Source organism: Sphingomonas prati, from assembly GCF_014643515.1.
Lineage (GTDB): Bacteria > Pseudomonadota > Alphaproteobacteria > Sphingomonadales > Sphingomonadaceae > Sphingomonas_R > Sphingomonas_R prati.
Genome location: NZ_BMJP01000002.1, coordinates 399,523 through 425,857 on the forward strand (window position 1 = coordinate 399,523; position 26,335 = coordinate 425,857).

Here is a 26,335-nt window from a genome sequence, read left to right on the forward strand (position 1 = left end):
GGGTTGGCGCACTACCGCGCCCCAACCCTCAAACCAGATCCGGCGCCAACGCCTCCGTCCGCAACATCGCAATCGCGTCCGCCAACGGCATCATCGTCTGCGCCTGGCTCCCCAGCCGGCGGATCGCGACCGTGCCTTCCTCCGCCTCGCGCTTGCCGACCACCAGCAGCACCGGCACCTTCGCCAGGCTGTGCTCGCGCACCTTGTAGTTGATCTTCTCGTTCCGCACGTCGCGGTCCGCGCGCAGTCCGGCCGCCGCCAGCTGCTTCATCACCTCACCCGCATAATCATCGGCATCCGACACGATCGTCGCCACCACGGTCTGCACCGGCGCCAGCCACAGCGGGAAGCGCCCGGCATGATGCTCGATCAGGATGCCCAGGAACCGCTCGAACGTCCCCAGGATCGCGCGGTGCAGCATCACCGGACGGTGCCGCTCGCCATCCTCGCCGATATAGCTCGCGTCGAGCCGCTCGGGCAGGACATAGTCGAGCTGGATCGTCCCGCACTGCCACGTCCGCCCGATCGCGTCGGTCAGGTGGAATTCCAGCTTCGGCGAGTAGAACGCGCCCTCGTTCGGCAGCTCTTCCCAGCCATATTCCGGCCCGGCCCGCCCCGCGGCGCGCACCGCATCGCGCAGATTGCCCTCCGCCCGGTCCCACATCTCCTCGGTCCCGAACCGCTTGTCGGGCCGCAGCGCCAACTTGATCGCATAGCTGTCGAAGCCGAGATCCTTGTACACCGTGTCGAGCAGGTCGCAGAACAGCCGCACCTCCTCGACGATCTGGTCCTCACGACAGAAGATATGCGCGTCGTCTTGCGTGAACTGCCGCACGCGCATGATGCCGTGCAGCGCGCCATGCGGCTCGTTGCGGTGGCAGCAGCCGAATTCCGCCAGCCGCATCGGCAGGTCGCGGTACGATTTGATCCCCTGGCGGAAGATCAACACATGCGCCGGGCAGTTCATCGGCTTCAGCGCCATCAGGTCGCCCTCGCCGGTCAGCACCGGGCCCTCGTCCTCGGTGTTCGGCACCTCGTCGGGCACCACGAACATGTTCTCGCGGTACTTGCCCCAATGGCCGGATGCCTCCCATTGGCGCGCATCCATCAACTGCGGCGTCTTCACCTCGGCATAGCCCGCTGCATCCAGCCGGCGGCGCATATACGCCTCCAGCTGGCGCCAGAGCAGATAGCCGTTGGGATGCCAGAACACCGATCCCTGCGCTTCGGACTGGAGGTGGAAGAGGTCCATCTCCTGCCCGATGCGGCGATGGTCGCGCTTGGCCGCCTCCTCGATCCGCGTCATGTGCGCGTCGAGCTGCTTCTTGTTCAGCCAGCCGGTGCCGTAGATCCGGCTCAGCATCGCGTTCTTCTGGTCACCGCGCCAATACGCGCCCGACACCCGCGTCAGCTTGAACGCTGCGGGGTCGAGCTTGCCCGTCGACACCATGTGCGGCCCGCGACACATGTCGAGCCACGCCCCCTGGCGGTAGATCGTCAGCTCCTCGCCCTCGGGCAGCTCGGCGGCCCACTCGGCCTTGAACGTCTCGCCCTGCTCGGTCCAGCGGTCGATCAGCTGCTGCCGGCTCCACACCTCGCGCACGAACGGCTCGTTGCGCGCGATGATCGCCCGCATCTCCGCCTCGATCGCGGGCAGGTCCTCCTCGGTGAACGGCCGGTCCTTCGGCGCGAAGTCGTAATAGAAGCCGTCGTCGGTCGCCGGGCCGAACGTGATCTGCGTGCCGGGGAACAGGTGCTGCACCGCCTCCGCCATCACATGCGCCAGATCGTGGCGCACCAGTTCCAGCGCGTCCTTCTCGTCCTTCGCGGTGATCAGCGCCAGCTGCGCGTCGCCCTCGAACGGCCGCATGATGTCGCGCACCGCGCCGTCGACACGCGCCGCGATCGCCGCCTTGGCCAGGCCGGGACCGATCGCCGCGGCGATATCGGCCGGGGTCGTGCCGGCCGGCACCTCACGCAACGAGCCGTCGGGAAGGGTGATCCGGAACATCTGTGTCATGGCCGGGCTTATGCGCCAGCGCGGCAACGGGGGGCAAGTCAGGACTGTCAGGGTTTCGCGAGCGTATAGCCCAGCAACGTCTCGGTCTGCAGCAACCGCCCGCTGCGGCTGACCGACACCCGCGCCGCGCCAGTATCCGGCACCGTCACGTCGTACCGATAGCCGCGGTTCACGAACCGGAACCGCGTCGCCTTGCCCACCCGGCTGCGCACCCCGCCGCCGACGGTCAGCGTCGCGGCGTTGCTCCGCCCGAGGCCGGCGGTCTGGACGACCTTGCCCTCATCCGCCGCGTCGAAACTGCGATAGACGATCTGCCGGCCATCCTCCGTCACCAGGAAACTGCGCCGCGCGGTCAACCCCATGAACACCGTGTTCGCGACCCAGCGGCACCCCATCGTCCGCCCATCGAGCGTGACGGAGGTAAAAGTCGGCGTCCGCGCCATCGTCGGATCGGCCAGCACCGCCGGCTGAACATAATGCAGATCGCCCGCCGGCCGCCCCGCCAGCGTCAGCGGATAATGGATCTGGCTCATCCCCGCCTCCGCCGGCCCGACCGCGAAACGCCGCGTCACGACCTTGCCCGTTCCACGTGAAACGGTACTGATCAGGCTCTGCCCGCGTTCCACCGGGCCGACCAATGCCGCCACGGGGACATCGACCGAATCACACAGGAACCACCCCGGCCGCGGCGTCGGTGCCGCGATATTGGTGACGGCGGCCAAAGCAAATAAAGCAATCATCCTGCTCCGACGCATACACCCTGCGCCGGTTCCAGTCACGCCGGCAAAGCCCCTCCCTTCCAGGAGAGCGGGTCGGGGGTGGATGCAACAGCCCGCGAAATCCGGCTCTGGTAACAGGCTGGCCAACCCACAAAACTTGACCCTGCCCCGCCTTTCCCGCTCTAACCCCGGCCGACACCATATCGGAGCCACGCCTTGGCCAAGCGCCTGACCCTCTACATCCTCATCGGCATGGTGCTCGGCATCGTCGTCGGGTTCGTGATGAACGCCATGATCGCCCCCGCTGATATCAAGGGCGCGACCGACGGCTTCACGATCGTCACCGACATCTTCCTGCGGCTGATCAAGATGATCATCGCGCCGCTCGTCTTCTCGACGCTCGTCGTCGGCATCGCGCATATGGGCGACACCGCGGCACTCGGCCGGATCGGCGCGAAGACGATGGCGTGGTTCCTGTCCGCCACCGTCGTCTCGCTGACGCTGGGGCTGATCCTGGTCAACCTGCTCGGCCCCGGCCGCGGGCTTTCGCTGCCGCTGCCGCCGGTCACCGAAACGCTCGGCCTCGATACCAAGGCGTTCAATCTCCACGATTTCCTGACTCATATCGTGCCCACCTCTATCTTCGACGCGATGGCCAAGAACGACATCCTGCCGATCGTCGTGTTCGCACTGTTCGTCGGCGTGGCACTGACCGCCATCGGCGAGAAGGCGTCGCCCATCGTGCGCGGCATGGAATCGCTGGTCGCGCTGATGCTGCAGATCACCGACTACGTCATGCGCGCCGCCCCGCTGGCGGTGTTCGCCGCGATCGCCCACGCGGTCGCGGTCAACGGCCTCACGATCCTACTGACCTTCGGCAAGTTCATCGGCAGCTTCTATCTCGGTCTCGCCATCCTCTGGCTGGTGCTGTTCCTCGCCGCGTTCGTCTTCATCGGGCCGCGCATCACGCTGCTGATCCGCTACATCCGCGAACCGATCCTGCTCGCCTTTTCGACCGCATCGTCGGAGGCCGCCTACCCCCGCACGCTCGAGGCGCTCGACCGGTTCGGCGTGCCGCGCCGCATCGCCAGCTTCGTCCTGCCCCTCGGCTACTCGTTCAATCTGGACGGGTCGATGATGTACATGACCTTCGCCAGCCTGTTCATCGCGCAGCTCTACGGCATCGACATCTCGGTGGGGCAGCAGATCACGATGGTGCTGATCCTGATGATCACGTCGAAGGGCATGGCCGGCGTGCCGCGCGCCAGCCTCGTCGTGATCTCCGCCGTCATGGGGAATTTCGGCATTCCCGAGGCCGGGCTGATCCTGATCCTGGCCGTCGATCAGTTCCTCGACATGGGCCGGTCCGGCACCAACGTCGTCGGCAACGCGATCGCCACGGTGGTCGTCGCCAAGTGGGAAGGCCAGCTCGAGGTCCGCGAACCCGCCGAGATCGAACCACCCCACGCCCCGACGCGCACCGCAACCGCCGGCCGCGCGGGTCTGGATATCGACCCGCAGGCCTGACCTTAGCGTCTGTTCCCCGGCGAAGGCCGGGGCCCAGACGCAACACCTCACCCACCAATTCCATGCTACACCCCCAGCATGCCAACCCACACCCGCCCCGACCGCCCCGCGCTCAGCTACCACCACCGCCTCGGCACCGGCCCGACGATCGTCTTCCTCCCCGGCTACGCGTCCGACATGACCGGCTCCAAGGCGCTCGCGCTCGACGCCTGGGCCGCCGACACGGGCCGCGCGATGCTCCGCCTCGACTATGCCGGCTGCGGCGCCAGCGACGGCGCGTTCGAGGATCAGAGTCTCACCGACTGGCGCGACGACGTCCTCACGCTGATCGATACCGTCGTCGAAGGCCCCATCATGCTCGTCGGCTCGTCGATGGGCGGCTGGCTCATGCTACTCGTCGCGCTTGCCCGGCCCGATCGGATCGCAGGCCTCGTCGGCATCGCCGCCGCACCCGACTTCACCGCATGGGGCTATGGCGACGCCGCCCGTGCGATCATGGCGCGCGACGGCCGCTTCGTCGAACCGTCCGACTATGGCGACCCGATGGTCATCACCCAGCGCTTCTGGGAAAGCGGCCAGGCGTCCCTCCTTCTCGACGCACCGATCGCGCTCGACGTCCCCGTCCGCCTGCTCCACGGACAGGCCGACCGCGACGTGCCGTTCGCGATCAGCCTCCGCCTCGCCGACGCGCTGCGTTCAGCCGACGTGCAGACGATTCTCGTCAAGGACGGCGATCACCGATTGTCGCGGCCGCAGGATATCGCCCTGCTGATCGCGACGGTCGACCGGCTGCTGGACACGCTATGATCGCTCTCTTCCTCCTGCTTCAGGCCGCCGCCGGCCCCGCCGCGCCGCCCACCGTCGCGACCAAGCGCTTCGAAGCCTGCACCGCGCTCATCAAGACCGACGCCGCCGCCGCAGTGGCGGAGGGCGAACGCTGGGCCGCGACCAATGGCGGCCTCCCCGCCCGGCTCTGCCTCGGCCTCGCCTATGTCGCGCAGGAGAAATGGGCCCCCGCCGAAATTGCCTTCGCGCAAGCCGCGACCGAGGCGGAGGCCGCCCGCGACGGCCGCGCCGCCGCGCTCTGGGTGCAGGCCGCGAATGCCGCACTCGCCGCCGACGATCCGTCCAAGGCGCGCGGCGATCTCGACAAGGCGCTCTCCCTCCCCGTGCTGACCGACGTCATGCGCGGCGAGGCCTATCTTGACCGCGCCCGCGCCGGTGTCGCGCTGAACGACCTGCCTGCCGCACGTATCGACCTCGATCAGGCGCTGAAGCTCGTCCCCGCCGACCCGCTCGCCTGGCTGCTGTCCGCCGCGCTCGCCCGCCGACAGGGCGACCAGCGCCGCGCGGTCCGCGACCTGGCCGAGGCACGCACCCGCGATCCGAGGGCGCCGGAGATCACCGAGGAAGCCGCCCGCATCGCCCAGATGCCGCTCAAACCGGTCTCTCCCGTCGGCCGCTGACGCCCCCGGCATTGCACCCGCCGCCGCGGTTCCTAAGTACGTGGAATGCGCTATCTCCACACCATGATCCGGGTTTCGGACCCGGACGCCACCATCCGCTTCTTCCAGCTGCTCGGCCTGAAAGAGGTCAAGCGGATGGAGAATGAAAAGGGTCGCTTCACGCTGATCTTCCTCGCCCCGCCGGGGCAGGAGGACGCGCAGGTCGAACTGACTCACAATTGGGACCCGGAGGAATATGGCTCGGGCCGCAACTTCGGTCATCTCGCCTACCAGGTCGACGATATCTACGCGACGTGCCAGACGCTGTCGGACGCCGGCGTCACGATCAACCGCCCGCCGCGCGACGGCCACATGGCATTCGTGAAGACGCCCGACGGCATCTCGGTCGAGCTGCTGCAAAACGGCACGTTGCCGCCGCAGGAACCCTGGGCCTCGATGCCCAACACCGGGACCTGGTAAGATGATCGACGTCGCCTGCGTCCCCGCACTCTCGGACAACTATGTCTGGCTGTTGCATGATGACGCAAGCGGCGACACCGTCGTGATCGACCCGGGCGAGGCCGAACCGGTCCTTGCCGCGGCGGCGGAGCGCGGCTGGACGATCGGCCAGATCTGGAACACCCACTGGCACCCCGACCATGTCGGCGGCAACGCGGCGATCAAGGCCGCGACCGGCTGCACCATCACCGGCCCGGCTGCGGAGGCGGACCGCATCCCGACGCTCGACCGCACCGTGTCGGCCGGCGACAGTGTCACGATCGGCGCGTTCAGCGCGACCGTCATGGCGGTCCCGGCCCATACGAACGGCCACATCGCCTATCATTTCGCCGACCCCGCGATGCTGTTCTCCGGCGACGTCATCTTCGTCATGGGCTGCGGGCGGCTGTTCGAGGGCACGCCTGCCCAGATGCACGACGCGCTCACTCGCATCGCCGCGCTGCCCGGTGAAACGCTGATCTACGGCGCGCACGAATATAGCGCGGCCAACGCCCGCTTCGCACTGGTCGCCGAACCCGATAACGCCGCCATCCGCGACCGCGCGGCGGAGATCGACCGCCTCCGCGCGGACGGCAAACCGACCCTCCCCACCACGGTGGCGCTGGAACGCGCCACCAACCCCTTCGTCCGTGCCCCCGACGTCGCGACGCTTGCCCGCCACCGCGCCGCCAAGGACGATTTCCGCGGGTAACCGCTTCGCGCCAGGAGACTCCCCGCCATGTCGATCCGCTTGTCCGCCGCCCTCCTCATCGCCGCCGCATCGGTCCCCGCCGTCGCGGCGGACGTGCCGATCGTCCGCACCCCTGCGCTCGACAAGCTGATCGGCGACCGCGTCGCCGGTGCGCCGGTCGACTGTATCGACCTGCCCCGCGTCCGGAGCTCCGATACGCTCTCGAACCCCGACACGATCGTCTACCGTACGGGCCAGTTGCTCTACGTGAACCAGCCAGCCGGCGGTTGCGGCTTCCGGTCGGACCCGATCATCGTCTCGCGCACGCCGTCCACCCGGCTGTGCCGCGGCGACATCATCTCGTCCGTCGATCGCGGGTCGCGCATGCCGATGGGCTCCTGCGGCCTCGGCACGTTCACGCCCTACGCCAAGGCGAAGTAGCCGCTACTTCCGGTACAGCGCGTCCAGCCGCGCGCCGTACCGCGCGCGGATCACGTGCCGGCGGATCTTCATCGACGGCGTCAGTTCCTCGTTCTCGATCGCGAACGGCTCGTCCGCCACCACGATCCGCCGTACCTTCTCCGTCACCGACAGCCCGGCATTCACGCGGTCCACAGCGGCCGACAGCGCACGGGCGAATCCCGGATCCTCCGCCACCTTCGCCGGATCGACCCCCTGCGCCGCCGCCCACTCCCGCGCCCATTCCGGATCGGGCACGATCAGCCCCACCAGATGCGGCCGCCGGTCGCCGTAAACCATCGCCTGCAGGATCTCGGGCTCCAGCGTCAGCATCCCCTCCACACGCTGCGGCGCGACATTGTCGCCCTTGTCGTTGATCAGCAGGTCCTTCTTGCGGTCGGTGATCACCACCCGCCCGGCGTCGTCGATATGGCCGATGTCGCCAGTGTGCAGCCAGCCGTCCACCAACACCCGCGCCGTCTCCGCCGGGTTCCGCCAGTAACCGTGCATCACGCACTCGCCGCGCACCAGGATCTCGCCGTCCTCGCCGATCCGCACCTCGGTGCCTTTCAGCGGCGGGCCGACCGTATCCATCTTGATCCCCGCCGACGGCCGGTTGCACGAGATGATCGGCGCCGCCTCGGTCTGGCCGTAGCCCTGCAACAGAGTCACGCCCAGCGCATCGAAGAACACGCCCACCTCCGGGTTCAGCGGCGCCCCGCCCGACACCATCGCCTTCAACCGCCCGCCGAACTTTGCGGAAATCTTGGGCCGCAGCGTCCGCGACAGGATCAGCTCCATCGGCTTGTCGCGCCACCGCGGCCGCCCCGCCATCCGCCCCGCCCCGATCGCCAGCGCACGGCTCATCAGATAGTTCGGCACGCGCCCCTGCTTGCCGACCTGCTTCAGGATCCGCGTGCGCAACACCTCGAACAGCCGCGGCACGACGACCATGATCGTCGGCCGCACCTCCTCGATATTGCTCGCCAGCTTCTCCAGCCCCTCGGAATAATAGATCTGCCCGCCCAGCCCGATCGGGAAATACTGCCCGCCGCTATGCTCGTAGGCGTGCGACGCGGGCAGGAACGACAGGAACACCTCGTCCCCCCACCCGAAATCGGTCGAGATGACATCGACGCAGCCCGCGACATTCTGCAGGATCGCCCCGTGATGCTGCTGCACCCCACGCGGCGCGCCACCCGTGCCCGACGTGTAGATCACGCACGCCAGGTCCCCGCGCTCGAAGTCCGCCCCCGCAGCACAGGCCTTCAGATCCGGGGTCCCGGCGATCATCATCGCCTGCCAGTCCGCGAACCGCACATTGCCGGCCTGCTGCCCCACCCCCATCGCCTCGATCCCGACGATCAGGTCGCAATGCGTCGACCGCAGGACCGCGGGCAGCAGCGCCCGCGCCAGCTTCGCGGTCGACACGATCACCGCCCGCGCCCCGCTGTCGCTCAGAATATGGGCATGGTCGCGCTCGGTATTGGTGATGTAGGTCGGCACGGTCACGCACCCCGCCGCCATGATCGCCAGGTCCGCCACGCACCATTCCGGACGGTTCTCGGACACCAGCATCACCCGGTCGCCGCGCTCCAGCCCCATGTCGCGCAATGCCGCGGCCAGCACCGCCACCTGCTCCGCCGCCGCGCGCCAGCTTGTCGCGGTCCACACGCCGTCATGCTTCACCCACAGGAATGGCGCATCGCCGCGTTCCGCCGCCCGCGTGAAGAACATCGTGACCAGGTTCGGAAAATGTTCGAGTTGCCGCATGTCCGCTCCTGCCCGGCCCGTGTCGCGATACCCTAGGCCCGACCGCCACCGCGGCAACGATAATCGGGTGCTACCCCGTCCCGACCGCATCGGCGACCGACGCGAACCCGTCGCGCTTCAGCAGCGTCGGCAACGCCCGCGTCATGCGCCGCGCCAGCCCCGGCCCTTCATACACCAGCGCCGAATAGAGCTGGACCAGCGACGCACCCGCTCGGATCCGCGCATAGGCATCCTCCGCCGATCCGATCCCGCCCGCGCCGATCAGCGGCAACTGCCCGCCCGTCGCCGCCCGGAAATCGCGCAGGCACTGCAACGCCGGCTCCCGCAACGGCGCACCCGACAGCCCGCCGGCCTCGCCCGCATGGCGCGACCGCAGCGTGGGCCGCGCGATCGTCGTGTTCGATACGATCAGCGCGTCGATCCCGCTGTCGATCGCGGCGCGCGCGATCCCGTCGATCTGCGCGCGATCCAGGTCAGGCGCGACTTTCAGGAACACCGGCACGGCCCCCCGCGCGCCCTGCACCGCCGCCAGCAACGCGGTCAGCTCGCTCCCGCTCTGCAAGCCGCGCAGGCCCGGCGTGTTGGGCGAACTGATGTTCACCGTCACATAATCCGCCACGGTCGACGCACGCGCCACGCCGGCGGCATAGTCCGCGATCCGGTCCGCCGCGTCCTTGTTCGCGCCGACATTGACGCCGACGATCCCCTTCGGCCGCCGCGCGCTCAGCCGCGCCAGCCCGGCGTCCAGCCCGCCATTGTTGAACCCCATCCGGTTGATCACCGCACGGTCCTTGGGCAGCCGGAACAGCCGCGGCCTTGGGTTCCCGTCCTGCGGCAACGGGGTCAGCGTGCCGACCTCGACGAAGCCGAACCCCAGCGTCAGGAAACCGGTCGCCGCCTCGGCATTCTTGTCGACGCCGGCCGCCAGCCCGACCGGGTTCGGAAAGCGGATGCCCGCCACCGTCGTCGCCAGCGCCGCGTCGTCCGCCGGCGCCCGTTCCGGCAACCGCGCCAGCCCGGCGATGGTCAGGGCATGCGCCCGCTCCGCCTCGATCCGGAACAGCAGGGGGCGGACAAGATCGAAGGCGCGCATGGCGACGCTATGGCAGGCGGCGGCCGAGGTCGCTAGGCTTGGGCGCAGATATAGGGGGTTTCACGATCATGCGCTTCGTCACCATGCTTCTGGCTGGCACCATCGCCGCGGCCCTGCCCGCATCCGCCACGCCGGCCCAGACGCCCGCCGCCACGCCCGCCGCCGGTGCGCAGGACGCCGCACTCGCCAGCTTCTTCGACGCGGTCGACAAGGCACAGCTCGCGCGCAGTCCGCAGGGCAAGGCCTATCGCGGCATCCGCGACGCCGATTATGGCAAGCTCGACGATCCCAGCGACGCTGCCCGCCTGCGCGACTATCAGGCGGACGAAGCCGCGCTGGCCGACATGAAACGCCGGTTCGACCCGGCCAGGCTCTCGCCCGAAAGCCGGCTGTCCTACGACCTGTTCGTCCAGCAGGCGGATCGCCGCCGCGCCGCCTGGGCCTACCGCGACAACGGGTATGTGTTCGATCAGATGAACGGCGTGCAGAGCCGGCTGCCCGCCTTCCTCATCAACATCCACCGCATCACCAACCGCGCGGATGCCGACGCCTATGTCAGCCGGCTGCGCGCGATCGGCCCGGTCATGGACTCCGCCATCGCCACCGCCGCCCGCCGTGCGCAGGCGGGGGTCCAGCCGCCGAAATGGGTCTACCCGTATGTCATCTCCGACGCGCGCAACGTCATCACCGGCGCGCCGTTCGGCCCCGGCCCCGACGCCCCCCTCTCTGCCGATCTCAAGACCAAGGTGAACGCGCTCGCCATTCCCGCGGCGGACAAGGCGGCGATCCTGAAGTCCGGCGCCGACGCGATGATCCAGGTCGTGAAGCCCGCCTATGACCGGCTGATCGCGGCGATGACCGCACAGGAAAAGACTGCCGGCACCGACGACGGCATCTGGCGGTTCAAGGACGGCGCCGGCTACTATGCCGAGCGCCTCAAGAACTACACCACCACCGAGATGACGCCCGACCAGATTCACCAGGTCGGGCTCGACAATGTCGCGCGCATCCACCGCGAAATCCAGGGGATCATGACGCAGGTCGGGTTCAAGGGGTCGCTCCAGGACTTCTTCCAGTTGATGCGCACCGACAAGCGCTTCTATGCGCCCAACACGCCCGAAGGCCGAGCGCTCTATCTGTCCGAGACGGAAAAGGCGCGCGCCGCGGTCACCGCCAAGCTGCCCCAGTGGTTCGGCGTGCTGCCCAAGGCACCGCTGGTCGTGAAGGCGGTCGAACCGTTCCGCGAGAAATCAGCCGGCAAGGCGTTCTACCAGAGCCCGGCCCCCGACGGATCGCGCCCCGGCACCTACTACGCCAACCTCTACGACATGGCCGACATGCCGTTGTTCGAGGTGGAGGCGCTGTTCTACCATGAGGGCATTCCCGGCCATCACCTGCAACGCGCGATCCAGACCGAGCTAACCGAACTGCCGCCGTTCCGCCGCTATGGCGGGTTCACTGCCTATACCGAGGGCTGGGGTCTCTATTCGGAGAAGCTCGCCAAGGACATGGGGCTCTACACCGATCCCTATCGCGACTTCGGCCGGCTCCAGCTCGAACTGCACCGCGCGATCCGCCTCGTCGTGGACTCCGGCCTCCACCACAAGCGCTGGACGCGCGAGAAGGCGATCCAATATGTGAAGGACAACAGCGCCGACGCGCCCGGCGGGATCGTGAAGGCGATCGAACGCTACATCGTCTATCCGGGCCAGGCGACGGCCTACCTCGTCGGCCGGCTGAAGATCAGCGAACTGCGCGATCGCGCGCAGGCGCAACTTGGGTCGAAATACGATGTCCGTGCCTTCCACGACGTCGTGCTGAAGAGCGGCCCGCTGCCGCTCGACATCCTCGAACGCCGCGTCGATGCCTGGATTGCCACCACAAAGGCCTCGTAAACGCTCCAAACCTCGAAATTTCGAGCACCCGACACCCCCTCCCCGCATCCGCCCACGGAGGGCATTGACCCCCATGCTGCCGCATAGCAGCATGGGGCATGGCCACATCGCTCCCCATCGCGCAGAACCCCGACATCCGCTTTCTCGGGCGGATCCTGGGTGACGTCATCCGCGCTTATGGCGGCGACGAGCTGTTCCGCCGGATCGAACATATCCGCTCGGTCTCGGTCGATCGGGCGCGCGGCGTGGCGGGGGCGGATGCGATCGACGCCGGCCTCGACACGCTCGGCCTCGACGACACGCTCGCCTTCGTCCGCGGCTTCATGCTGTTCTCGATGCTCGCGAATCTGGCGGAAGACCGCCAGGGCGTCGCCGCCGAACCGGGCGCCGACGTGGCCTCCGCGCTCGACCGGCTGGCCGCCGAAGGCGTCTCGCGCGCCGATGCCGCAGCCCTGCTCGACCGGGCGTTAATCGCTCCGGTCCTGACCGCGCACCCGACCGAAGTGCGGCGCAAGAGCATGATCGACCACCGCAACCGCATCGCCGCACTCATGGCGCTGCGCGACGCGGGCGAAACCGAAACCCCCGACGGCGACATGATCGACGCCGCGATCGCCCGCCAGATCGCGCTCCTCTGGCAGACCCGCCCGCTCCGCCGCGAACGGCTCTACGTCGCCGACGAGGTCGAAACCGCGCTCGCCTATCTCAGCGACGTCTTCCTGCCCGTCCTGCCTGCGCTGTACGGCCGTTGGGAACGCGCGCTGGGCCATCGCCCGAAAAGCTTCCTGCGCCCCGGCAGCTGGATCGGCGGGGACCGCGACGGCAACCCGAACGTCAACGCCGACACGCTCGAATCCGCACTCTGCCGCGCCTGCAACGCGGTCCTGACCGACTATCTCGACCGCCTCCACGCACTCGGCGCGGAACTGTCGATCTCGACCGAACTGACCACCACCACCGACGCCGTCACCGCCCTCGCCGACCGCAGCGAAGACGACGCGCTTGCCCGACGCGACGAACCCTATCGCCGCGCGGTCAGCGGCATCTACGCGCGCCTGGCGGCCACCTATCGCCACCTGATGGGCCACGAACCGCCCCGCCCCGCCACGCTTGAAGGTGATCGCTACCCCGACCCGCAGGCGTTCCGCGCCGACCTCGTCGAACTGGCTCGCGGTCTCGCGGCATCGGGCGAAGGGCTGCTCGCCACCGGCGGCGCGCTCAGCCGCCTGATCCGCGCGGTCGAAACCTTCGGCTTCCACCTCGCCACGCTCGACCTCCGCCAGAATGCCGACGTTCACGAACGCGTCGTCGCCGAACTGCTCGCCGCCTCCGGCGTCGCCCCCGACTATCTCGCCCTCGACGAAACGGCCCGCGTCGCGATCCTGCGCGAGGAACTGACCAGCCCCCGCCCGCTGTCGTCACCTTTTGCCACGTATTCCGACGAAACGACGTCCGAACTGGCGATCGTCCGCGCCGCCGCCGAGGCACACCGCCGCTACGGCAACCAGGCGATCACGACCTACATCATCTCGAAAGCCGCGACCGTCTCGGACCTGCTCGAGGTCTGCGTCCTGCTCAAGGAAGCCGGGCTCTACCAAGGCGGCGCGACTCCCCGCTCCGACCTGATGGTCGTCCCGCTGTTCGAGACGATCGAGGATCTGGAGGCCGGCCCCGCCGTCATGCGGGACTGGTTCGCGCTGCCCGAAATCGCCGCGATCACCGCCGCCCGCGGCCATCAGGAGGTCATGGTCGGCTATTCCGACTCGAACAAGGACGGCGGCTACCTGACCTCGGTCTGGAGCCTCAACCGCGCCAGCCGCGCGCTGGCCGACGTCTTCGCCGAGTCCGGCACCCGCATGCAGCTGTTCCACGGCCGCGGCGGCGCGGTCGGGCGCGGCGGCGGATCGTCCTTCGCCGCAATCCGCGCGCAGGCCCCCGGAACGGTCCAGGGCCGCATTCGCATCACCGAACAGGGCGAGGTCATCGCCGCCAAGTTCGGCACCCGCGAAAGCGCCATCGCCAATCTCGAAGCGACGACTGCCGCCACCCTGCTCGCCTCGCTCGAGGCCCCGACGCTCAGCGCCGCCGACACCGCGCGCTTCTCCGCCGCGATGGACCGGCTGTCGCACGATGCCTTCACCGGATACCGCGAACTGGTCTACGGCACGGACGGCTTCCGCACCTTCTTCCGCCAATTCACGCCGATCGCCGAGATCGCCGATCTCAAGATCGGCTCCCGCCCCGCCAGCCGCACGAAATCCGACCGGATCGAGGACCTGCGCGCCATCCCATGGGTGTTCAGCTGGGCACAGGCCCGCGTCATGCTGCCCGGCTGGTACGGCGTCGGCGATGCGCTCGCGCGATTCGAGGACAAGGCGCTACTCCGCGACATGGTCGCCGGCTGGCCCTTCTTCCAGGCGACGCTCGCCAATCTGGAGATGGTGCTCGCAAAGTCCGACATGGACCTCGCCGAACGCTACACCGTGCTGGTCGAGGACCAGGACCTCGCCACCACGATCTTCGGCCGCATCCGTTCGGCCTGGGATGCGACCGAGGCCGGCCTGCTCGGCATCACCCGCCAGACCCGCCTGCTCGAACGCAACCCCGCGCTCGACGCCTCGATCCGGCTGCGGCTGCCCTATATCGAACCGCTCAACCTGCTCCAGATCGAGCTGCTCAAACGCCACCGCGCCGGCGAAACCGACCCCCGCGTTCGCGAAGGCATCCAGCTGTCGATCAACGCGATCGCGACCGCGCTGCGCAACAGCGGGTAGTCCGGCACGTCATCCCGGCGGAATGACGTGCCTCGCTTCGATTACCGAGCGATTCCGCCCGCCGCCAACACCGCCAGCGTCACCAGCTCGCTCGCCGTCGCCGACATCGTCGCGATCTGCACCGGGTGCTTCAGCCCGACCAGCATCGGCCCAATGACCGAATTGCCGCCCAACTCCCGCATAAGCTTTGCGGAGATGTTGGCTGATTGCAGCCCCGGCATCACCAGCACGTTGGCCGGCCCGGACAGCCGGCTGAACGGATAGTTCTTCATCACCGCCGGGTTCAACGCCACGTCGGGGGACATCTCCCCCTCATATTCGAACGCGACCTCGCGCCCATCGAGGATCGTGACCGCATCGCGGACATTGTCGACCCATTCGCCATCCGGATTGCCGAACGTCGAATAGCTCAGGAACGCCACCCGCGGCTCCTGCCCCATCCGGCGCGCCACTTCCGCCGTCTGCTCGGCGATATCGGCCAGCGCCGCGGCGTCGGGCCGTTCGTTGACCGTCGTGTCCGCCATGAACACCGTGTGGCTGCGCCCGACCATCACGTGAATGCCGAACGGCCGCCGTCCGTCGACCGGATCGATCACGCGCAGGATCTGCCGCAACGTCTGCGCATAGGTGCGCGTCACGCCGGTGATCATCGCATCGGCCTCGCCGAGTTCAAGCAGCAGCGCGCCGAAGATGTTGCGATCCTGGTTGACCAGCGCCTCGACCTCGCGCCGCAGGTAGCCGCGCCGCTGAAGCCGCGCATACAGCGTGTCCACCATCCGCTCGATCAGCGGCGAATTGCGGCTGTTGTGCAGTTCGTAGGTCGACGGATCGTCGACGCCCAGCGCGCGCAGCTTGTCGGGCACCTCGTCGCGCCCGACCAGCACCGGCGTACCCAGCCCCGCCTCGCGGAACGCGATCGCCGCGCGCAGGACGGTCTCCTCCTCCGCCTCGGCGAACACGACCCGCTTCGGGCTCCGCCGCGCGCCTTCGTAGGCGAGCTGCAGGATCGACGTCGTCGGGTTCAACCGCGCCTTCAACGTCTCGCGGTACGCATCCATGTCCGGGATCGCCAAACGCGCGACACCAGTATCCATCGCGGCTTGCGCAACGGCGGCCGGCACGATCTCCATCAGGCGCGGGTCAAACGGCGCAGGAATGATATACTCACGCCCGAACTTCGGCGCGACGCCGCCGTAAGCGATCGCCACCTCTTCCGGCACCTGTTGCCGCGCCAGATCAGCGAGCGCGCGGGCTGCGGCGATCTTCATCTCGTCGTTCACGCTGGTCGCCCGCACGTCGAGCGCGCCACGGAAGATGAACGGGAAACCGAGCACATTGTTGACCTGGTTCGGATAATCCGACCGACCCGTCGCGATGATCGCATCGGAGCGCACGGCCTTGGCATCGGGCGGCAGGATCTCCGGATCCGGGTTCGCCATGGCGAAGATGATCGGGTCCGCCGCCATCGACCGAACCATGTCGGGCGTCAGCGCGCCCTTGACCGACAGGCCCAGGAACACGTCCGCCCCGGCCACGGCGTCAGCCAGCGTCCGCGCGTCGGTCGCCACCGCATGCGCCGACTTCCACTGGTTCATGCCTTCGGTGCGGCCGGCATAGATCACGCCCTTGGAATCGCACATCACGACATTGTCGGCGCGCACCCCCATCGCCTTCACCAGTTCGGTGCACGCGATCGACGCCGCACCCGCGCCGTTCACCACGACCTTGATGTCGCCCAGTTCTCGGTTGGTCAGGTGGCACGCATTGATCAGCCCCGCCGCCGCGATGATCGCGGTGCCGTGCTGGTCGTCGTGGAACACCGGGATGTTCATCCGCTCCTTCAGCGTCTGCTCGATCACGAAGCATTCCGGCGCCTTGATGTCCTCCAGGTTGATCCCCCCGAAGCTCGGCTCCATCAGCTCGACCGCGGCGATGAACTTGTCGACATCCTCGGTCGCCAGCTCGATATCGATCGAATCGACGTCGGCGAACCGCTTGAACAGCACCGCCTTGCCTTCCATTACCGGCTTGGACGCGAGCGCGCCCAGATTGCCCAGGCCCAGGATCGCGGTGCCGTTAGAGATCACCGCGACCAGATTGCCCTTGGCGGTATAGTCGTAGGCGGTCGCCGGATCGGCGGCGATCGCCAGCACGGGCACCGCGACGCCCGGCGAATAGGCCAGTGACAGGTCGCGTTGCGTCGCCATCGGCTTGGTTGCGACAATCTCGATCTTGCCCGGCCGGCCCTGGCTGTGGAACAGCAGCGCCTCGCGCTCGGAAAACTGGATGTTGCTCATACGGTCCCTCGTCTGTTGCGATCGTAGTGGGGGAAACGGCCGGAGGGGACAAGCCGCGATGCACCACGACGTGTCGCCGCTTCATTCCAGCCGCCGGACGGGCTAGGACTCGCGCACATGGCACGAACCGAACAGACCGACGGAGGCGCGAACAGCGGTGCCGCCACGCCGATGATGGCGCAATATCATGTGTTGAAGGCGCAGGTGCCGGATTGCCTGCTGTTCTACCGGATGGGCGACTTTTTCGAGCTGTTCTTCGACGATGCAAAGGCCGCCGCCGCCACGCTCGACATCGCGCTCACCGCCCGCGGCACGCATGACGGGCAGCCGGTCGCGATGTGCGGCGTCCCGGTCCATGCGGCGGAGGGTTATCTCGCGCGGCTGATCAAGGCCGGGCACCGCGTCGCCATCGCCGAACAGACCGAGAGCCCGGCGGAGGCGAAGAAGCGCGGCGGGTCCAAGTCGCTGGTCGCCCGCGGAATCGTGCGGGTCGTCACCGCCGGCACGCTGACCGAGGAGTCGCTGCTCGATGCGAAAGCCGCCAACTGGCTGGTCGCGCTGGCGGAGGCGAACGGCGAACTCGGCATGGCGGCGGCGGATATCTCGACCGGCCGGTTCGAGATCGGCTGCGTGCCGCGGAGTCAGCGCGACGCTGAACTGGCGCGACTGTCGGCGGCCGAGATCGTCGTACCCGACACGCTGGAAGACGCCCCGGACGGCGCCTATCCCTGCCCGCGCGCACGTTTCGATGCCGCGGCTGGTGAGGCCCGGATGAAGTCGCTGTTCGGCGTCGCGACGCTCGATGGCTACGGCGCCTTCTCGCGCGCCGAACTGGCGGCGGCGGCGGGGCTGCTCGCCTATCTCGACAATGCCGGCCAGGGCACGCTGCCGTTCCTGCAGCCCCCGGAGCGTCGCCAGGCCGCCGGCCATATGCTGATCGACGCCGCGACGCGCGAAAGCCTGGAGCTGACGCAGGCGAGCGACGGCGGCCGGCGCGGTAGCCTGTTAGATTCCGTTGATCGCACAGTGACCGGGGCCGGTGCTCGCCTGCTCCGCGCGGACATCGCCGCCCCGCTCACCGACCGGACCGCGATCGAGGCGCGGCTCGATCTGGTTGGGTTGTTCGAAGCGGACTCCAGCCTCCGCGATGCGGTGCGTCGCGCGTTAAAGGCGCAGCCCGACATCGGCCGCGCGCTCGGCCGGATCGCCGCCGGCCGCGGTTCGCCGCGTGACGCCGGGCAGCTCCGCGACGGACTGGCGGAAGCCCGCAACCTGCACGACCGGCTCGGGCAGATCGACCATCCCCCAACGCTGCTCGCGTCGCTGCTGCCCCGGCTCGCCGGGCACGGCGCGCTCGTCGACCAGCTGTCCCGTGCGCTCGTCCCGATGCCACTGGTCGATGCCGACAAGGGCGGCTACATCGCGGAAGGTTACGACGCCGCACTTGATACGCTGCGCGCCTCCGGCGGCGACGGCCGGCGCGCGATCGCGGCACTGGAGGCGCGCTACCGCACCGAGACCGGCATCGCGACGCTGCGCATCCGGCACAACGGCGTGCTCGGCTACCATGTAGAAGTCGCCGCTCGCCACGCCGATCCGTTGATGAAGGCGGACTCCGGCTTCACCCATCGCCAGACGCTGGCCGGCGTAGTGCGATTCAACGCCGCCGACCTGCACGACCATGCCATCAAGGTCGCGCAGGCCGGTGCCCACGCACTGGCCGCCGAGGCGGCACATCTGGAAGAACTGACGCAGGCGGTGCTCGACCGCCGCCATGCGATCGCCGCCACCGCCGACGCACTCGCCCGGCTGGACGTCGCCACCGGCCTGGCGGAACGTGCGGCCGAAGGCGGCTGGTGCCGCCCGACACTGGTCGATCACAACTGTTTCGAGATCGTCGGCGGCCGCCACCCGGTTGTCGAACAGGCGGTCGCCCGTGCCGGCGGACGGTTCGTTGCCAACGACTGCTCCCTGTCGGAGGACAGCCGGCTCTGGCTCGTTACCGGCCCCAATATGGGCGGCAAATCCACCTTCCTGCGCCAGAATGCCGCGATTGCGGTGCTCGCACAGTCGGGCAGCCCGGTGCCTGCCACCTCCGCCACGCTGGGGCTGGTCGACCGCCTGTTCAGCCGCGTTGGCGCGTCCGACAATCTGGCGCGCGGCCGATCGACTTTCATGGTCGAAATGGTCGAAACCGCGGCGATCCTGGCGCAGGCGACGCAGCGCAGCTTCGTGATCCTTGACGAGGTCGGGCGCGGCACGTCGACCTATGACGGCCTGGCCATCGCCTGGGCGGTGGTGGAGGCGATCCATAACCGCAACCGCTGCCGCTGCCTGTTCGCGACGCACTATCACGAACTCACGCGGCTGGCGGAACGGCTCGATGCGCTGACGCTCCACCATGTCCGTGCGCGCGAATGGAAGGGCGAACTGGTCCTGCTCCACGAACTGGTCCGCGGACCGGCGGACCGCAGCTACGGCCTCGCCGTGGCCAAGCTCGCCGGGCTCCCCGCCCCGGTCGTGACCCGCGCCCGCGCGGTGCTGGCCAAGCTGGAGGCCGGACGGAACGCGACAGGCGGGTTGGCCGCGGGGCTGGACGACCTGCCGCTGTTCGCGGCCGCCGCGGCGGCGGAACCGAAGGTCGATCCGCTCCACGCCGCGCTCGCCGCGACCGACGCCGACACGCTCAGCCCGCGCGATGCGCTCGAACTGGTCTACCGCCTGAAGCTGCTGCTGGAAAACGGCGCGGACTGATCGCCCTGGACCCTTGTCGCGGCCCATGCGGTACCCACATGCCAGTGACGCCGACCGACAGGAGATGCGCCGTGCCCCGCCCCGCCGATTTCGTACCGCCGAAGAACCTGTCGCCCAACCCCCCGGTGCCGACACCCGAGCCGATCCATCCGGAGTCGGAAAGCGGCGGCCCCAAGGGCCTCGAGCCCACCCGCTACGGGGATTGGGAGAGCAAGGGCATCGCCTGGGACTTCTGACCCGTCAGACCGTCTCGCTCTTCAGCGGGCGTGCCAGCAGCCGATCGACGACCTCCTGCACGCCCAGCCGCCCCGCCAGTAGAGCACATACCGCCGACACGATCGGCATATCGACGCAGACCTTTGCCGCGGCCTGCTCCAGAACCGGTGCAGTGGAGGCGCCCTCTGCAACCGTCCGCCGGTCGGAGAGCAACGCGGCGGCCGACTGCCCTAACCCGAGCCCGCGTCCCAGCGAGAAGTTGCGCGAGCTGACTGAGGAACAGGTCAGCACCAGATCGCCCAGCCCCGACAGCCCGGCCAGTGTTTCGGACCGCGCACCCCGCGCCAGTCCGAACCGCGTCATCTCGGCAAAGCCCCGGCCGATCAGCGCCGCCCGCGCATTCTGCCCGAGTCCCGCCCCCTCCACGACCCCACACGCGATCGCGAGCACGTTCTTGACCGCCCCACCGATCTCCGCCCCGATCACGTCATCGCTGAGATAAGGCCGGAAACCGGGCCGCGCGATCCGCCCCGCCAGCATACCCCCCAACGCGGCATCTTCGCAGGCCAGCGTCACCGCGGTCGGCAGCCCGTCCGCTACCTCATGCGCAAAAGTCGGCCCCGACAGGACCGCCACCGCTGCACCAGGTGCGGCCTCCGCCGCAACCTCCGACATCAGCATGCCGGTCCCCGCCTCGATGCCCTTCGCGCACAGGATCCGTGGTGCCGTCCCGGGCACCTGTGCCAGCAACCCGCGCAGATGCTGTGCCGGCGGCACAACCAGCACCAGATCGCACCCGCCCAGCGCCGCCAGGTCCCCGGTCGCGCGGATCGCGTCCGACAACGGCCGATCTGGCAGATAGACCGGGTTCCGCCGCGTCTCGTTCATCGTAGCCACGACCTCGGGCTCGAATGCCCACAGCAGCACCGGTTCGCCGTTCTGCGCGATCACCTGCGCCAGCGCGGTTCCCCACGCACCCGCACCCAAGATTCCGATCATGCCTTCACCCCCGCACCACGTGCCTTTTCCGCCGATGGGTCCAACGGCCAACGCGGACGAGCGGCGATATCGAGCGGATCGAACAACCCGGCCGCGAACCGTTCCGCCCCGGCCCAACCGATCATCGCCGCATTGTCGGTACACAACCACAAGGGCGGCGCCACGAAACGCAGGTCCGCCGCCGCCGCAACGGCCTGCAACGCACCCCGCACCGCCCCGTTCGCCGCTACCCCGCCAGCCACGACCAGAGCGGTCGCACCTTCAGCATGGACCAGCGCCCGCCGGGTCCGATCGACGAGACAATCGACAACCGCCTGCTGGAACGACGCAGCGATATCGTCGGCATCATGCACCCCGGCATCCCGCGCCCGCAAAACCGCGCTCTTCAACCCGGCGAACGAGAAATGCGGGTCCGGCGATCCAAGCAGCGGTCGCGGCAACGGCACCTTGGCGGCATCCCCCCGCCGCGCCGCAATCTCAACTGCCAGGCCGCCCGGAAACCCCAGCCCGAGCAGTTTTGCGGTCTTGTCGAACGCCTCCCCCGCCGCATCGTCGATGGTCGTCGCCAGCCGGCGATAACGATCGACCCCCTCGACGAATAGCAACTGGCAATGTCCGCCCGACACCAGCAGCAGGAGATAGGGGAACTCGAGATCCGGATCGGACAGCCGCGGGCTGAGCGCATGGCCCTCCAGATGGTTGACTGCGATCAAGGGCTTGCCCGCCGCTAGCGCGAGAGCCTTGCCCGTGACCAGCCCGACCATGACTCCGCCGATCAGCCCCGGTCCCGCGGTTGCCGCCACCGCATCGACATCGCCTAACGCACACCCCGCGTCCGCCAGCGCCGCTTGTACCAGCGGCATCAGCATCTCGACATGCGCACGCGCCGCGATTTCCGGTACCACGCCGCCATAGGGACGATGCGCCGCCTCCTGTCCGGCCAGCCGGTGCGACAGGATTGTACGATCGCCCTGCACAAGCGCCGCCGCCGTTTCGTCGCAGCTCGATTCTAGGCCTAGGATCAGGGTCATGGTGGCTTTTGCCACGCGACCGCGATTGCGTACAGGCCACGGACCGAATTGCGGAGCATCCGCTTACCGATTAGGCGGTTGGGCATGAATTTGCCGCTCCGCCTTGGAACCCGTGGATCGCCGCTTGCCCTGACGCAGGCGCGCATGGTGGTCGCCGCCCTCACCACCGCGCACGACCTAGCACCGGACGCGATCACCATCGTCCCGATCCGCACGTCGGGCGACAGGATCCAGGACCGCGCACTGGCTGAAGTCGGGGGCAAGGCACTCTGGACCAAGGAACTCGACCGCGCGCTGTTCGACGGGGATATCGATTTCGCGGTCCATTCGATGAAGGACGTCGAGACCATCCGTCCCGAACGGATCGTCATCGCGGCGATGCTGGAGCGCGCCGACGTCCGCGACCGGCTGATCGGTGCGGAAACGGTCGCCGCCCTCCCCCCCTCCGCCTGCGTCGGCACCTCGTCGCCGCGTCGCGCCGCACAACTGGCGCGGGCCCGGCCGGACATCCGGACCGTCCTGTTCCGCGGCAATGTGGCCACGCGGCTTGCAAAACTGGAGGCGGGTGAGGCGGACGCGACGCTCCTCGCCGCGGCAGGCCTGGACCGGCTCGGCCACGGCACGATCGGCCACGCCATCGCGACGTCCGAGATGTTGCCCGCCCCCGCGCAAGGTGCGGTCGGTATCGAGACGCTGGGCAACGCGCAGGATATCCGCCTCTTGCTTGCCGCCATCGATCACCGCGATACCAGCCTGGCGGTCGTCGCCGAACGCGCTTTCCTTGCGGAGCTCGGCGCGGATTGCCGTTCTCCGGTCGCGGCCCTGATGACACGCGACGGGACCGACTGGCGGCTGCGCGCGGAGATCCTGTCGATGGACGGTACGCTTTGCGAGTCCGGCGAGGCGACCGTGGCCGGTGACGACCCGGAAGCCCATGCCACGATGGCCGCAGGCCTTGCCCATAGGTTGCTCGACCTGGCACCGCCGGCGCTGCGAACACTTTTCGCACCGTGAAACTGCTCATCCTGCGGCCGCAGGTTGGGGGTGAAGCCACTGCCGCGCGCGCCATCCGCCTTGGATTCGACACGGTAGTGGCGCCGCTGTTCTACTACCGCAGCCTGCCCTGGTCGCCTCCCGACCCAGCGACGATCGACGCCCTGCTGCTGACCAGCGCGGCGGCGGTTCGATTGGGGGGAGACGGTCTGACGCAATATCGAACGTTGCCGGTCCAGGCAGTGGGCACCGCGACCGCCGAAGCGGCCCGTCTGGCGGGATTCGCGAACCTCGCTACCGGGAAAAAGGATGGCAACGCCGCGGCGGTGATGTTGGCGGCCAGCGGACAGCAAAAGATTCTCCATCTTTGCGGGCAGGACCATGTCGCGGTCGGTCACCCCCTCCTCACGATCCGACACATTGCGGTCTACGTTGCCGATGCCGTGGAACATCTGCCCACCGCCGCGGCGCTGGCGCTCAACGATCACGCGGTTGCTCTGCTTCATTCCCCGCGCGCTGCGCGCGTGTTCGGCACTTTGCTGGACCATGCCAAGCGATCACGCGCGACCGTTCGGCTCGCCTGTTTCAGCCAGAATGTCGCCGATGCGGCGGGCGTCGGCTGGGCCGGAGTGGAGATCGCGAACGTACCGACCGACGACGCGCTCTTTGCGGCGGCGCGGATGTTGTGCGATCAGGACCCTAACGGGACGCTGGAGCGGTGATGAACGACGATTGGGATCAGCCCGCACAGACCGTAAAACGATCGCGGACGTGGCTCTGGGTGCTGCTCGCCGTCGTTGTGACGCTCGTCATTGGTGCGGTGCTCGCCGTTTATGTGTTGCAGCGGTCGGAGCCCGCACGCCGCCTGATTGGCCTTGAACCCGCGGTGGTAGCGGCGCCGGTGGTCATCCACGACGCGCCCGTTCCGCGATCGGTAACGCAGGCGGTCGCCGTAACGACCGATCTGGCGCGCCGCGTCGAACGGACCGAACAGGGGATTGCTCAACTTGCCGAGCGCACCACGGAAAGCTCCAGCAATGCGGAGCGGGCGGAAGGACTGCTCGTCGCGTTCGCGGCCCGGCGCGCGCTCGATCGCGGCGGGCAGCTCGGCTATATCGAAGGGCTGCTCCGTGAGCGGTTCGGTGGGAATCAACCACAAGCCGTGGCGACGATCCTGTCCGCGTCGCGCCAACCGGTGACGCTGGAAGAATTGCAGACCGGCATGGACGAGATCGCACCGACCCTACTGGCGCGCGGTACGGACGACAGCTGGTGGCAGGGAGTTCGCCGGGAACTCGCCGGGCTGGTCGTTGTCCGTCGCGCTTCCGTACCGTCGGTCGCGCCTGTCGATCGCCTCACGCGCGCACGTCGCCAGCTTGAGTCCGGTCATGTCGACACGGCGCTGGCGGAGATAGCCCGGCTGCCCGGTCGTGCGCTGGCTGGCGCATGGATCATCAAGGCACGGCGCTATGTCAGCGCGCGGCGGGCGCTCGATATCATCGAAACGGCTGCCTTGCTGGCACCGCACCGTCCGATCATCCCCGCAGCTATCGTTGCGCCCGCCGATCCGGTCGCAGCAGCACCCGCACCGGCAAACCCGGCTGACGCGGCCCTCGCCACAGGCACGGACCAGGCCCGGCCCAACTGACGGAAGCGTTCCGACTTGCACCGTTCGGCGGCGGAGGGCAGTTGAACGATATGTCCACGACCCCACTTCGCGCGACCGTCATCCCGGTCACCCCGCTCCAGCAGAATTGCACGCTGCTGTGGTGCACCGCCACAATGCGCGGTGCCCTGATCGATCCCGGCGGCGACCGTCCGCGTCTGATCGCAGCGGCAAAGCAGCACGGCGTCACGATCGAGAAGATCCTGCTGACCCACGGCCATATCGATCACGCCGGGGCCGCGGGCCTGCTGGCAGAACAGATCGGTGTGCCGATCGAAGGCCCACAGGAGGCGGATCGCTTCTGGATCGCCCGACTGGACGAGGACGGTCGCGCCTACGGGATCGAGGGCGAGCCGTTCGAACCCGATCGCTGGCTCGAGGATGGCGATACGGTCACCGTCGGCGACCTGACCCTGGACGTCTACCACACGCCCGGTCACACACCCGGCCACGTCATCTTCCATCACGCCCCGTCCCGCTTCGCTCAGGTCGGGGACGTACTGTTCCAAGGGTCGATCGGCCGGACCGACTTCCCGCTCGGCGACCATGATACGTTGATCGATTCGGTCGTAACCAAGCTTTGGCCACTGGGCGACGAGACGACGTTCGTCTGCGGACATGGTCCGCCGTCCAGCTTCGCGCACGAGCGCCGCACCAACCCCTTCGTCGGTGACCCCGCGCTCAACCGCTAGAGGCGGTCAGGTCCGCAATCAGCTGACGACCCCGTACAGCAGCAGCGCGCCCCACACGATCAGGGCGATCGTGACGAGGAACGTCACCAGAATGCCGCCCGCTCGGAACGGATTGGGCACCGGCCGCTCCATCCCGAAGGCATGCGCGACTCGCGCCAGCACAAGCGCGATGCCAAGACCGAACAGGATCTGCGACGGGCCAACGCGCATTTCGATCAGCCCGATGAGGATGAGCGCGAGCGGCACATATTCCAGAAAGTTCGCCTGTGCCCGCATGCGGGCCGCGAGCAACGGATTGCCGCCGTCACCGATCGAAACCTTGGCCCCGAGCCTGGCTTTCCCGGCCCGGAACGCCAGCCAGAGATTGATCAACGCGAACGCAACCGCGAACATCAGCGTATAGGTCAGCGTCACGTCATATCCTTGCCCGTTTGGTACCAAGCCTGTCGCACGCGGTCGCTACGCTTGCAACTCGAAGGCGAATCGCTATAGGTCCGCGGCTCTCGACGAGCTTTGCCCGATCGACCCGCGGTTCTGGTATGAACCGATGGTCGCGTAGCGCGAAGCGCGTTGCTTCTTAGTTTCGACAGATATTGGAACAGGTGCCGAAATGGCCGTCCCTAAAAGAAAAACCTCCCCGTCCAAGCGCAACATGCGCCGCAGCCACGATTCGCTCACGGTCGCGTCGTTTCAGGAATGCCCCAACTGCGGCGAACTGAAGCGTCCGCATCACCTGTGCAATTCCTGCGGCCACTATAACGGGCGCGAGATCGTCGCGATCGAAGCCTGATCC

General features: G+C 68.4%; 23 protein-coding genes. 15 read left to right on the top strand and 8 right to left on the bottom strand.

All coding sequences use genetic code 11. The annotated features are described in order from the left end of the window. Nucleotides 1-28: 28 nt before the first annotated feature. Together thrS and IEX50_RS09750 are read right to left on the bottom strand one after the other, a co-directional pair. Complete coding sequence (thrS, locus tag IEX50_RS09745) at nt 29-2,020, bottom strand: threonine--tRNA ligase (RefSeq protein ID WP_157176671.1); 1,992 nt, start codon at nt 2,018-2,020, stop codon at nt 29-31. A 47-nt stretch (nt 2,021-2,067) separates the two neighbouring features. After that, on the bottom strand, nt 2,068-2,760 hold the full coding sequence (locus IEX50_RS09750; RefSeq protein WP_157176670.1) for a hypothetical protein: 693 nt from the start codon (nt 2,758-2,760) through the stop codon (nt 2,068-2,070). Between the two features lie 195 nt (nt 2,761-2,955). On the opposite strand from IEX50_RS09750, the gene IEX50_RS09755 reads away from it, so the two are divergent. From IEX50_RS09755 to IEX50_RS09780, 6 genes are all read left to right on the top strand, one after another. Further along, nucleotides 2,956-4,266 carry a dicarboxylate/amino acid:cation symporter gene (locus IEX50_RS09755; RefSeq protein WP_157176669.1) on the top strand — a complete coding sequence of 437 codons (1,311 nt, stop codon included), beginning with the start codon at nt 2,956-2,958 and terminating at the stop codon, nt 4,264-4,266. Nucleotides 4,267-4,344: 78 nt separating this feature from the next. After that, nucleotides 4,345-5,073 (top strand): alpha/beta fold hydrolase, encoded by a 729-nt coding sequence (locus IEX50_RS09760; protein WP_157176668.1) that lies wholly within the window; start codon nt 4,345-4,347, stop codon nt 5,071-5,073. Beyond that, the gene (locus tag IEX50_RS09765; RefSeq protein ID WP_157176667.1) at nt 5,070-5,732 is read left to right on the top strand and encodes a tetratricopeptide repeat protein; all 663 of its coding nucleotides are present in this window, start codon (nt 5,070-5,072) and stop codon (nt 5,730-5,732) included. Before IEX50_RS09760 ends, IEX50_RS09765 begins: the two co-directional genes overlap by 4 nt. A 45-nt stretch (nt 5,733-5,777) precedes the next feature. Then, complete coding sequence (locus IEX50_RS09770; protein ID WP_157176666.1) at nt 5,778-6,191, top strand: VOC family protein; 414 nt, start codon at nt 5,778-5,780, stop codon at nt 6,189-6,191. A 1-nt stretch (nt 6,192) separates the two neighbouring features. Next, nucleotides 6,193-6,921 carry a hydroxyacylglutathione hydrolase gene (gloB, locus tag IEX50_RS09775; protein ID WP_157176665.1) on the top strand — a complete coding sequence of 243 codons (729 nt, stop codon included), beginning with the start codon at nt 6,193-6,195 and terminating at the stop codon, nt 6,919-6,921. Nucleotides 6,922-6,948: 27 nt separating this feature from the next. Beyond that, nucleotides 6,949-7,341 (top strand): hypothetical protein, encoded by a 393-nt coding sequence (locus IEX50_RS09780; protein WP_157176664.1) that lies wholly within the window; start codon nt 6,949-6,951, stop codon nt 7,339-7,341. Nucleotides 7,342-7,344: 3 nt separating this feature from the next. Here the strand turns inward: IEX50_RS09780 and IEX50_RS09785 are convergent, their stop codons facing one another. Both IEX50_RS09785 and IEX50_RS09790 read right to left on the bottom strand, forming a co-directional pair. Beyond that, the gene (locus IEX50_RS09785; protein ID WP_157176663.1) at nt 7,345-9,132 is read right to left on the bottom strand and encodes an AMP-dependent synthetase/ligase; all 1,788 of its coding nucleotides are present in this window, start codon (nt 9,130-9,132) and stop codon (nt 7,345-7,347) included. A 70-nt stretch (nt 9,133-9,202) separates the two neighbouring features. Then, nucleotides 9,203-10,225, bottom strand: a complete 1,023-nt coding sequence (locus tag IEX50_RS09790) for a quinone-dependent dihydroorotate dehydrogenase (protein ID WP_157176662.1) — start codon at nt 10,223-10,225, stop codon at nt 9,203-9,205. Between the two features lie 68 nt (nt 10,226-10,293). Here IEX50_RS09790 and IEX50_RS09795 point away from each other — a divergent pair, with 68 nt between their 5' ends. Further along, nucleotides 10,294-12,120: a DUF885 domain-containing protein gene (locus IEX50_RS09795; RefSeq protein WP_157176661.1), complete on the top strand. Its 1,827-nt coding sequence runs from the start codon at nt 10,294-10,296 to the stop codon at nt 12,118-12,120. Nucleotides 12,121-12,218: 98 nt separating this feature from the next. Then, nucleotides 12,219-14,894, top strand: a complete 2,676-nt coding sequence (gene ppc / locus IEX50_RS09800; RefSeq protein WP_157176660.1) for a phosphoenolpyruvate carboxylase — start codon at nt 12,219-12,221, stop codon at nt 14,892-14,894. Between the two features lie 41 nt (nt 14,895-14,935). Here the strand turns inward: ppc and IEX50_RS09805 are convergent, their stop codons facing one another. Continuing rightward, on the bottom strand, nt 14,936-17,191 hold the full coding sequence (locus tag IEX50_RS09805) for an NADP-dependent malic enzyme (RefSeq protein WP_157176659.1): 2,256 nt from the start codon (nt 17,189-17,191) through the stop codon (nt 14,936-14,938). Nucleotides 17,192-17,362: 171 nt separating this feature from the next. Between IEX50_RS09805 and mutS the strand changes: the two genes are divergently transcribed. Together mutS and IEX50_RS09815 are read left to right on the top strand one after the other, a co-directional pair. After that, nucleotides 17,363-19,945 carry a DNA mismatch repair protein MutS gene (gene mutS, locus IEX50_RS09810; protein WP_157176843.1) on the top strand — a complete coding sequence of 861 codons (2,583 nt, stop codon included), beginning with the start codon at nt 17,363-17,365 and terminating at the stop codon, nt 19,943-19,945. 71 nt (nt 19,946-20,016) lie between these two features. Continuing rightward, nucleotides 20,017-20,181: a DUF1674 domain-containing protein gene (locus tag IEX50_RS09815; RefSeq protein ID WP_229673863.1), complete on the top strand. Its 165-nt coding sequence runs from the start codon at nt 20,017-20,019 to the stop codon at nt 20,179-20,181. A 4-nt stretch (nt 20,182-20,185) separates the two neighbouring features. Here IEX50_RS09815 and IEX50_RS09820 read toward each other — a convergent pair whose 3' ends face one another. After that, on the bottom strand, nt 20,186-21,160 hold the full coding sequence (locus tag IEX50_RS09820; protein WP_157176657.1) for an NAD(P)H-dependent glycerol-3-phosphate dehydrogenase: 975 nt from the start codon (nt 21,158-21,160) through the stop codon (nt 20,186-20,188). Then, nucleotides 21,157-22,191 carry a tRNA (adenosine(37)-N6)-threonylcarbamoyltransferase complex transferase subunit TsaD gene (tsaD, locus tag IEX50_RS09825; protein WP_157176656.1) on the bottom strand — a complete coding sequence of 345 codons (1,035 nt, stop codon included), beginning with the start codon at nt 22,189-22,191 and terminating at the stop codon, nt 21,157-21,159. The genes IEX50_RS09820 and tsaD overlap by 4 nt, the downstream gene beginning before the upstream one ends. 84 nt (nt 22,192-22,275) lie before the next feature. Between tsaD and hemC the strand changes: the two genes are divergently transcribed. From hemC to IEX50_RS09845, 4 genes are read left to right on the top strand one after another with little or no spacing between them, the layout of a single operon-like run. Further along, a complete protein-coding gene (gene hemC / locus IEX50_RS09830; RefSeq protein ID WP_157176655.1) occupies nt 22,276-23,205 on the top strand; it encodes a hydroxymethylbilane synthase in 930 nt (309 codons plus the stop codon). Then, the gene (locus IEX50_RS09835; RefSeq protein ID WP_157176654.1) at nt 23,202-23,906 is read left to right on the top strand and encodes a uroporphyrinogen-III synthase; all 705 of its coding nucleotides are present in this window, start codon (nt 23,202-23,204) and stop codon (nt 23,904-23,906) included. Before hemC ends, IEX50_RS09835 begins: the two co-directional genes overlap by 4 nt. Continuing rightward, nucleotides 23,906-24,832: a hypothetical protein gene (locus tag IEX50_RS09840; protein ID WP_188699457.1), complete on the top strand. Its 927-nt coding sequence runs from the start codon at nt 23,906-23,908 to the stop codon at nt 24,830-24,832. Before IEX50_RS09835 ends, IEX50_RS09840 begins: the two co-directional genes overlap by 1 nt. Before the next feature lie 50 nt (nt 24,833-24,882). Then, on the top strand, nt 24,883-25,542 hold the full coding sequence (locus IEX50_RS09845; protein ID WP_157176652.1) for an MBL fold metallo-hydrolase: 660 nt from the start codon (nt 24,883-24,885) through the stop codon (nt 25,540-25,542). An 18-nt stretch (nt 25,543-25,560) separates the two neighbouring features. Here the strand turns inward: IEX50_RS09845 and IEX50_RS09850 are convergent, their stop codons facing one another. Continuing rightward, a complete protein-coding gene (locus tag IEX50_RS09850; RefSeq protein WP_157176651.1) occupies nt 25,561-25,956 on the bottom strand; it encodes an MAPEG family protein in 396 nt (131 codons plus the stop codon). A gap of 196 nt (nt 25,957-26,152) precedes the next feature. On the opposite strand from IEX50_RS09850, the gene rpmF reads away from it, so the two are divergent. Then, on the top strand, nt 26,153-26,332 hold the full coding sequence (gene rpmF, locus IEX50_RS09855; protein WP_157176650.1) for a 50S ribosomal protein L32: 180 nt from the start codon (nt 26,153-26,155) through the stop codon (nt 26,330-26,332). Nucleotides 26,333-26,335 lie beyond the last annotated feature (3 nt).

Bases quoted from the DNA above. Each gene is read 5' to 3' on its own strand.
- IEX50_RS09750 (WP_157176670.1), bottom strand. From the start codon at position 2,760: ATGATTGCTTTATTTGCTTTGGCCGCCGTCACCAATATCGCGGCACCG.
- hemC (WP_157176655.1), top strand. From the start codon at position 22,276: ATGAATTTGCCGCTCCGCCTTGGAACCCGTGGATCGCCGCTTGCCCTG.
- IEX50_RS09820 (WP_157176657.1), bottom strand. From the start codon at position 21,160: ATGATCGGAATCTTGGGTGCGGGTGCGTGGGGAACCGCGCTGGCGCAG.
- IEX50_RS09765 (WP_157176667.1), top strand. From the start codon at position 5,070: ATGATCGCTCTCTTCCTCCTGCTTCAGGCCGCCGCCGGCCCCGCCGCG.
- IEX50_RS09790 (WP_157176662.1), bottom strand. From the start codon at position 10,225: ATGCGCGCCTTCGATCTTGTCCGCCCCCTGCTGTTCCGGATCGAGGCG.
- tsaD (WP_157176656.1), bottom strand. From the start codon at position 22,191: ATGACCCTGATCCTAGGCCTAGAATCGAGCTGCGACGAAACGGCGGCG.
- IEX50_RS09805 (WP_157176659.1), bottom strand. From the start codon at position 17,191: ATGAGCAACATCCAGTTTTCCGAGCGCGAGGCGCTGCTGTTCCACAGC.
- IEX50_RS09760 (WP_157176668.1), top strand. From the start codon at position 4,345: ATGCCAACCCACACCCGCCCCGACCGCCCCGCGCTCAGCTACCACCAC.
- IEX50_RS09840 (WP_188699457.1), top strand. From the start codon at position 23,906: ATGAACGACGATTGGGATCAGCCCGCACAGACCGTAAAACGATCGCGG.
- mutS (WP_157176843.1), top strand. From the start codon at position 17,363: ATGATGGCGCAATATCATGTGTTGAAGGCGCAGGTGCCGGATTGCCTG.
- thrS (WP_157176671.1), bottom strand. From the start codon at position 2,020: ATGACACAGATGTTCCGGATCACCCTTCCCGACGGCTCGTTGCGTGAG.
- gloB (WP_157176665.1), top strand. From the start codon at position 6,193: ATGATCGACGTCGCCTGCGTCCCCGCACTCTCGGACAACTATGTCTGG.
- IEX50_RS09795 (WP_157176661.1), top strand. From the start codon at position 10,294: ATGCGCTTCGTCACCATGCTTCTGGCTGGCACCATCGCCGCGGCCCTG.
- rpmF (WP_157176650.1), top strand. From the start codon at position 26,153: ATGGCCGTCCCTAAAAGAAAAACCTCCCCGTCCAAGCGCAACATGCGC.
- IEX50_RS09770 (WP_157176666.1), top strand. From the start codon at position 5,778: ATGCGCTATCTCCACACCATGATCCGGGTTTCGGACCCGGACGCCACC.
- IEX50_RS09785 (WP_157176663.1), bottom strand. From the start codon at position 9,132: ATGCGGCAACTCGAACATTTTCCGAACCTGGTCACGATGTTCTTCACG.
- IEX50_RS09845 (WP_157176652.1), top strand. From the start codon at position 24,883: ATGTCCACGACCCCACTTCGCGCGACCGTCATCCCGGTCACCCCGCTC.
- ppc (WP_157176660.1), top strand. From the start codon at position 12,219: ATGGCCACATCGCTCCCCATCGCGCAGAACCCCGACATCCGCTTTCTC.
- IEX50_RS09780 (WP_157176664.1), top strand. From the start codon at position 6,949: ATGTCGATCCGCTTGTCCGCCGCCCTCCTCATCGCCGCCGCATCGGTC.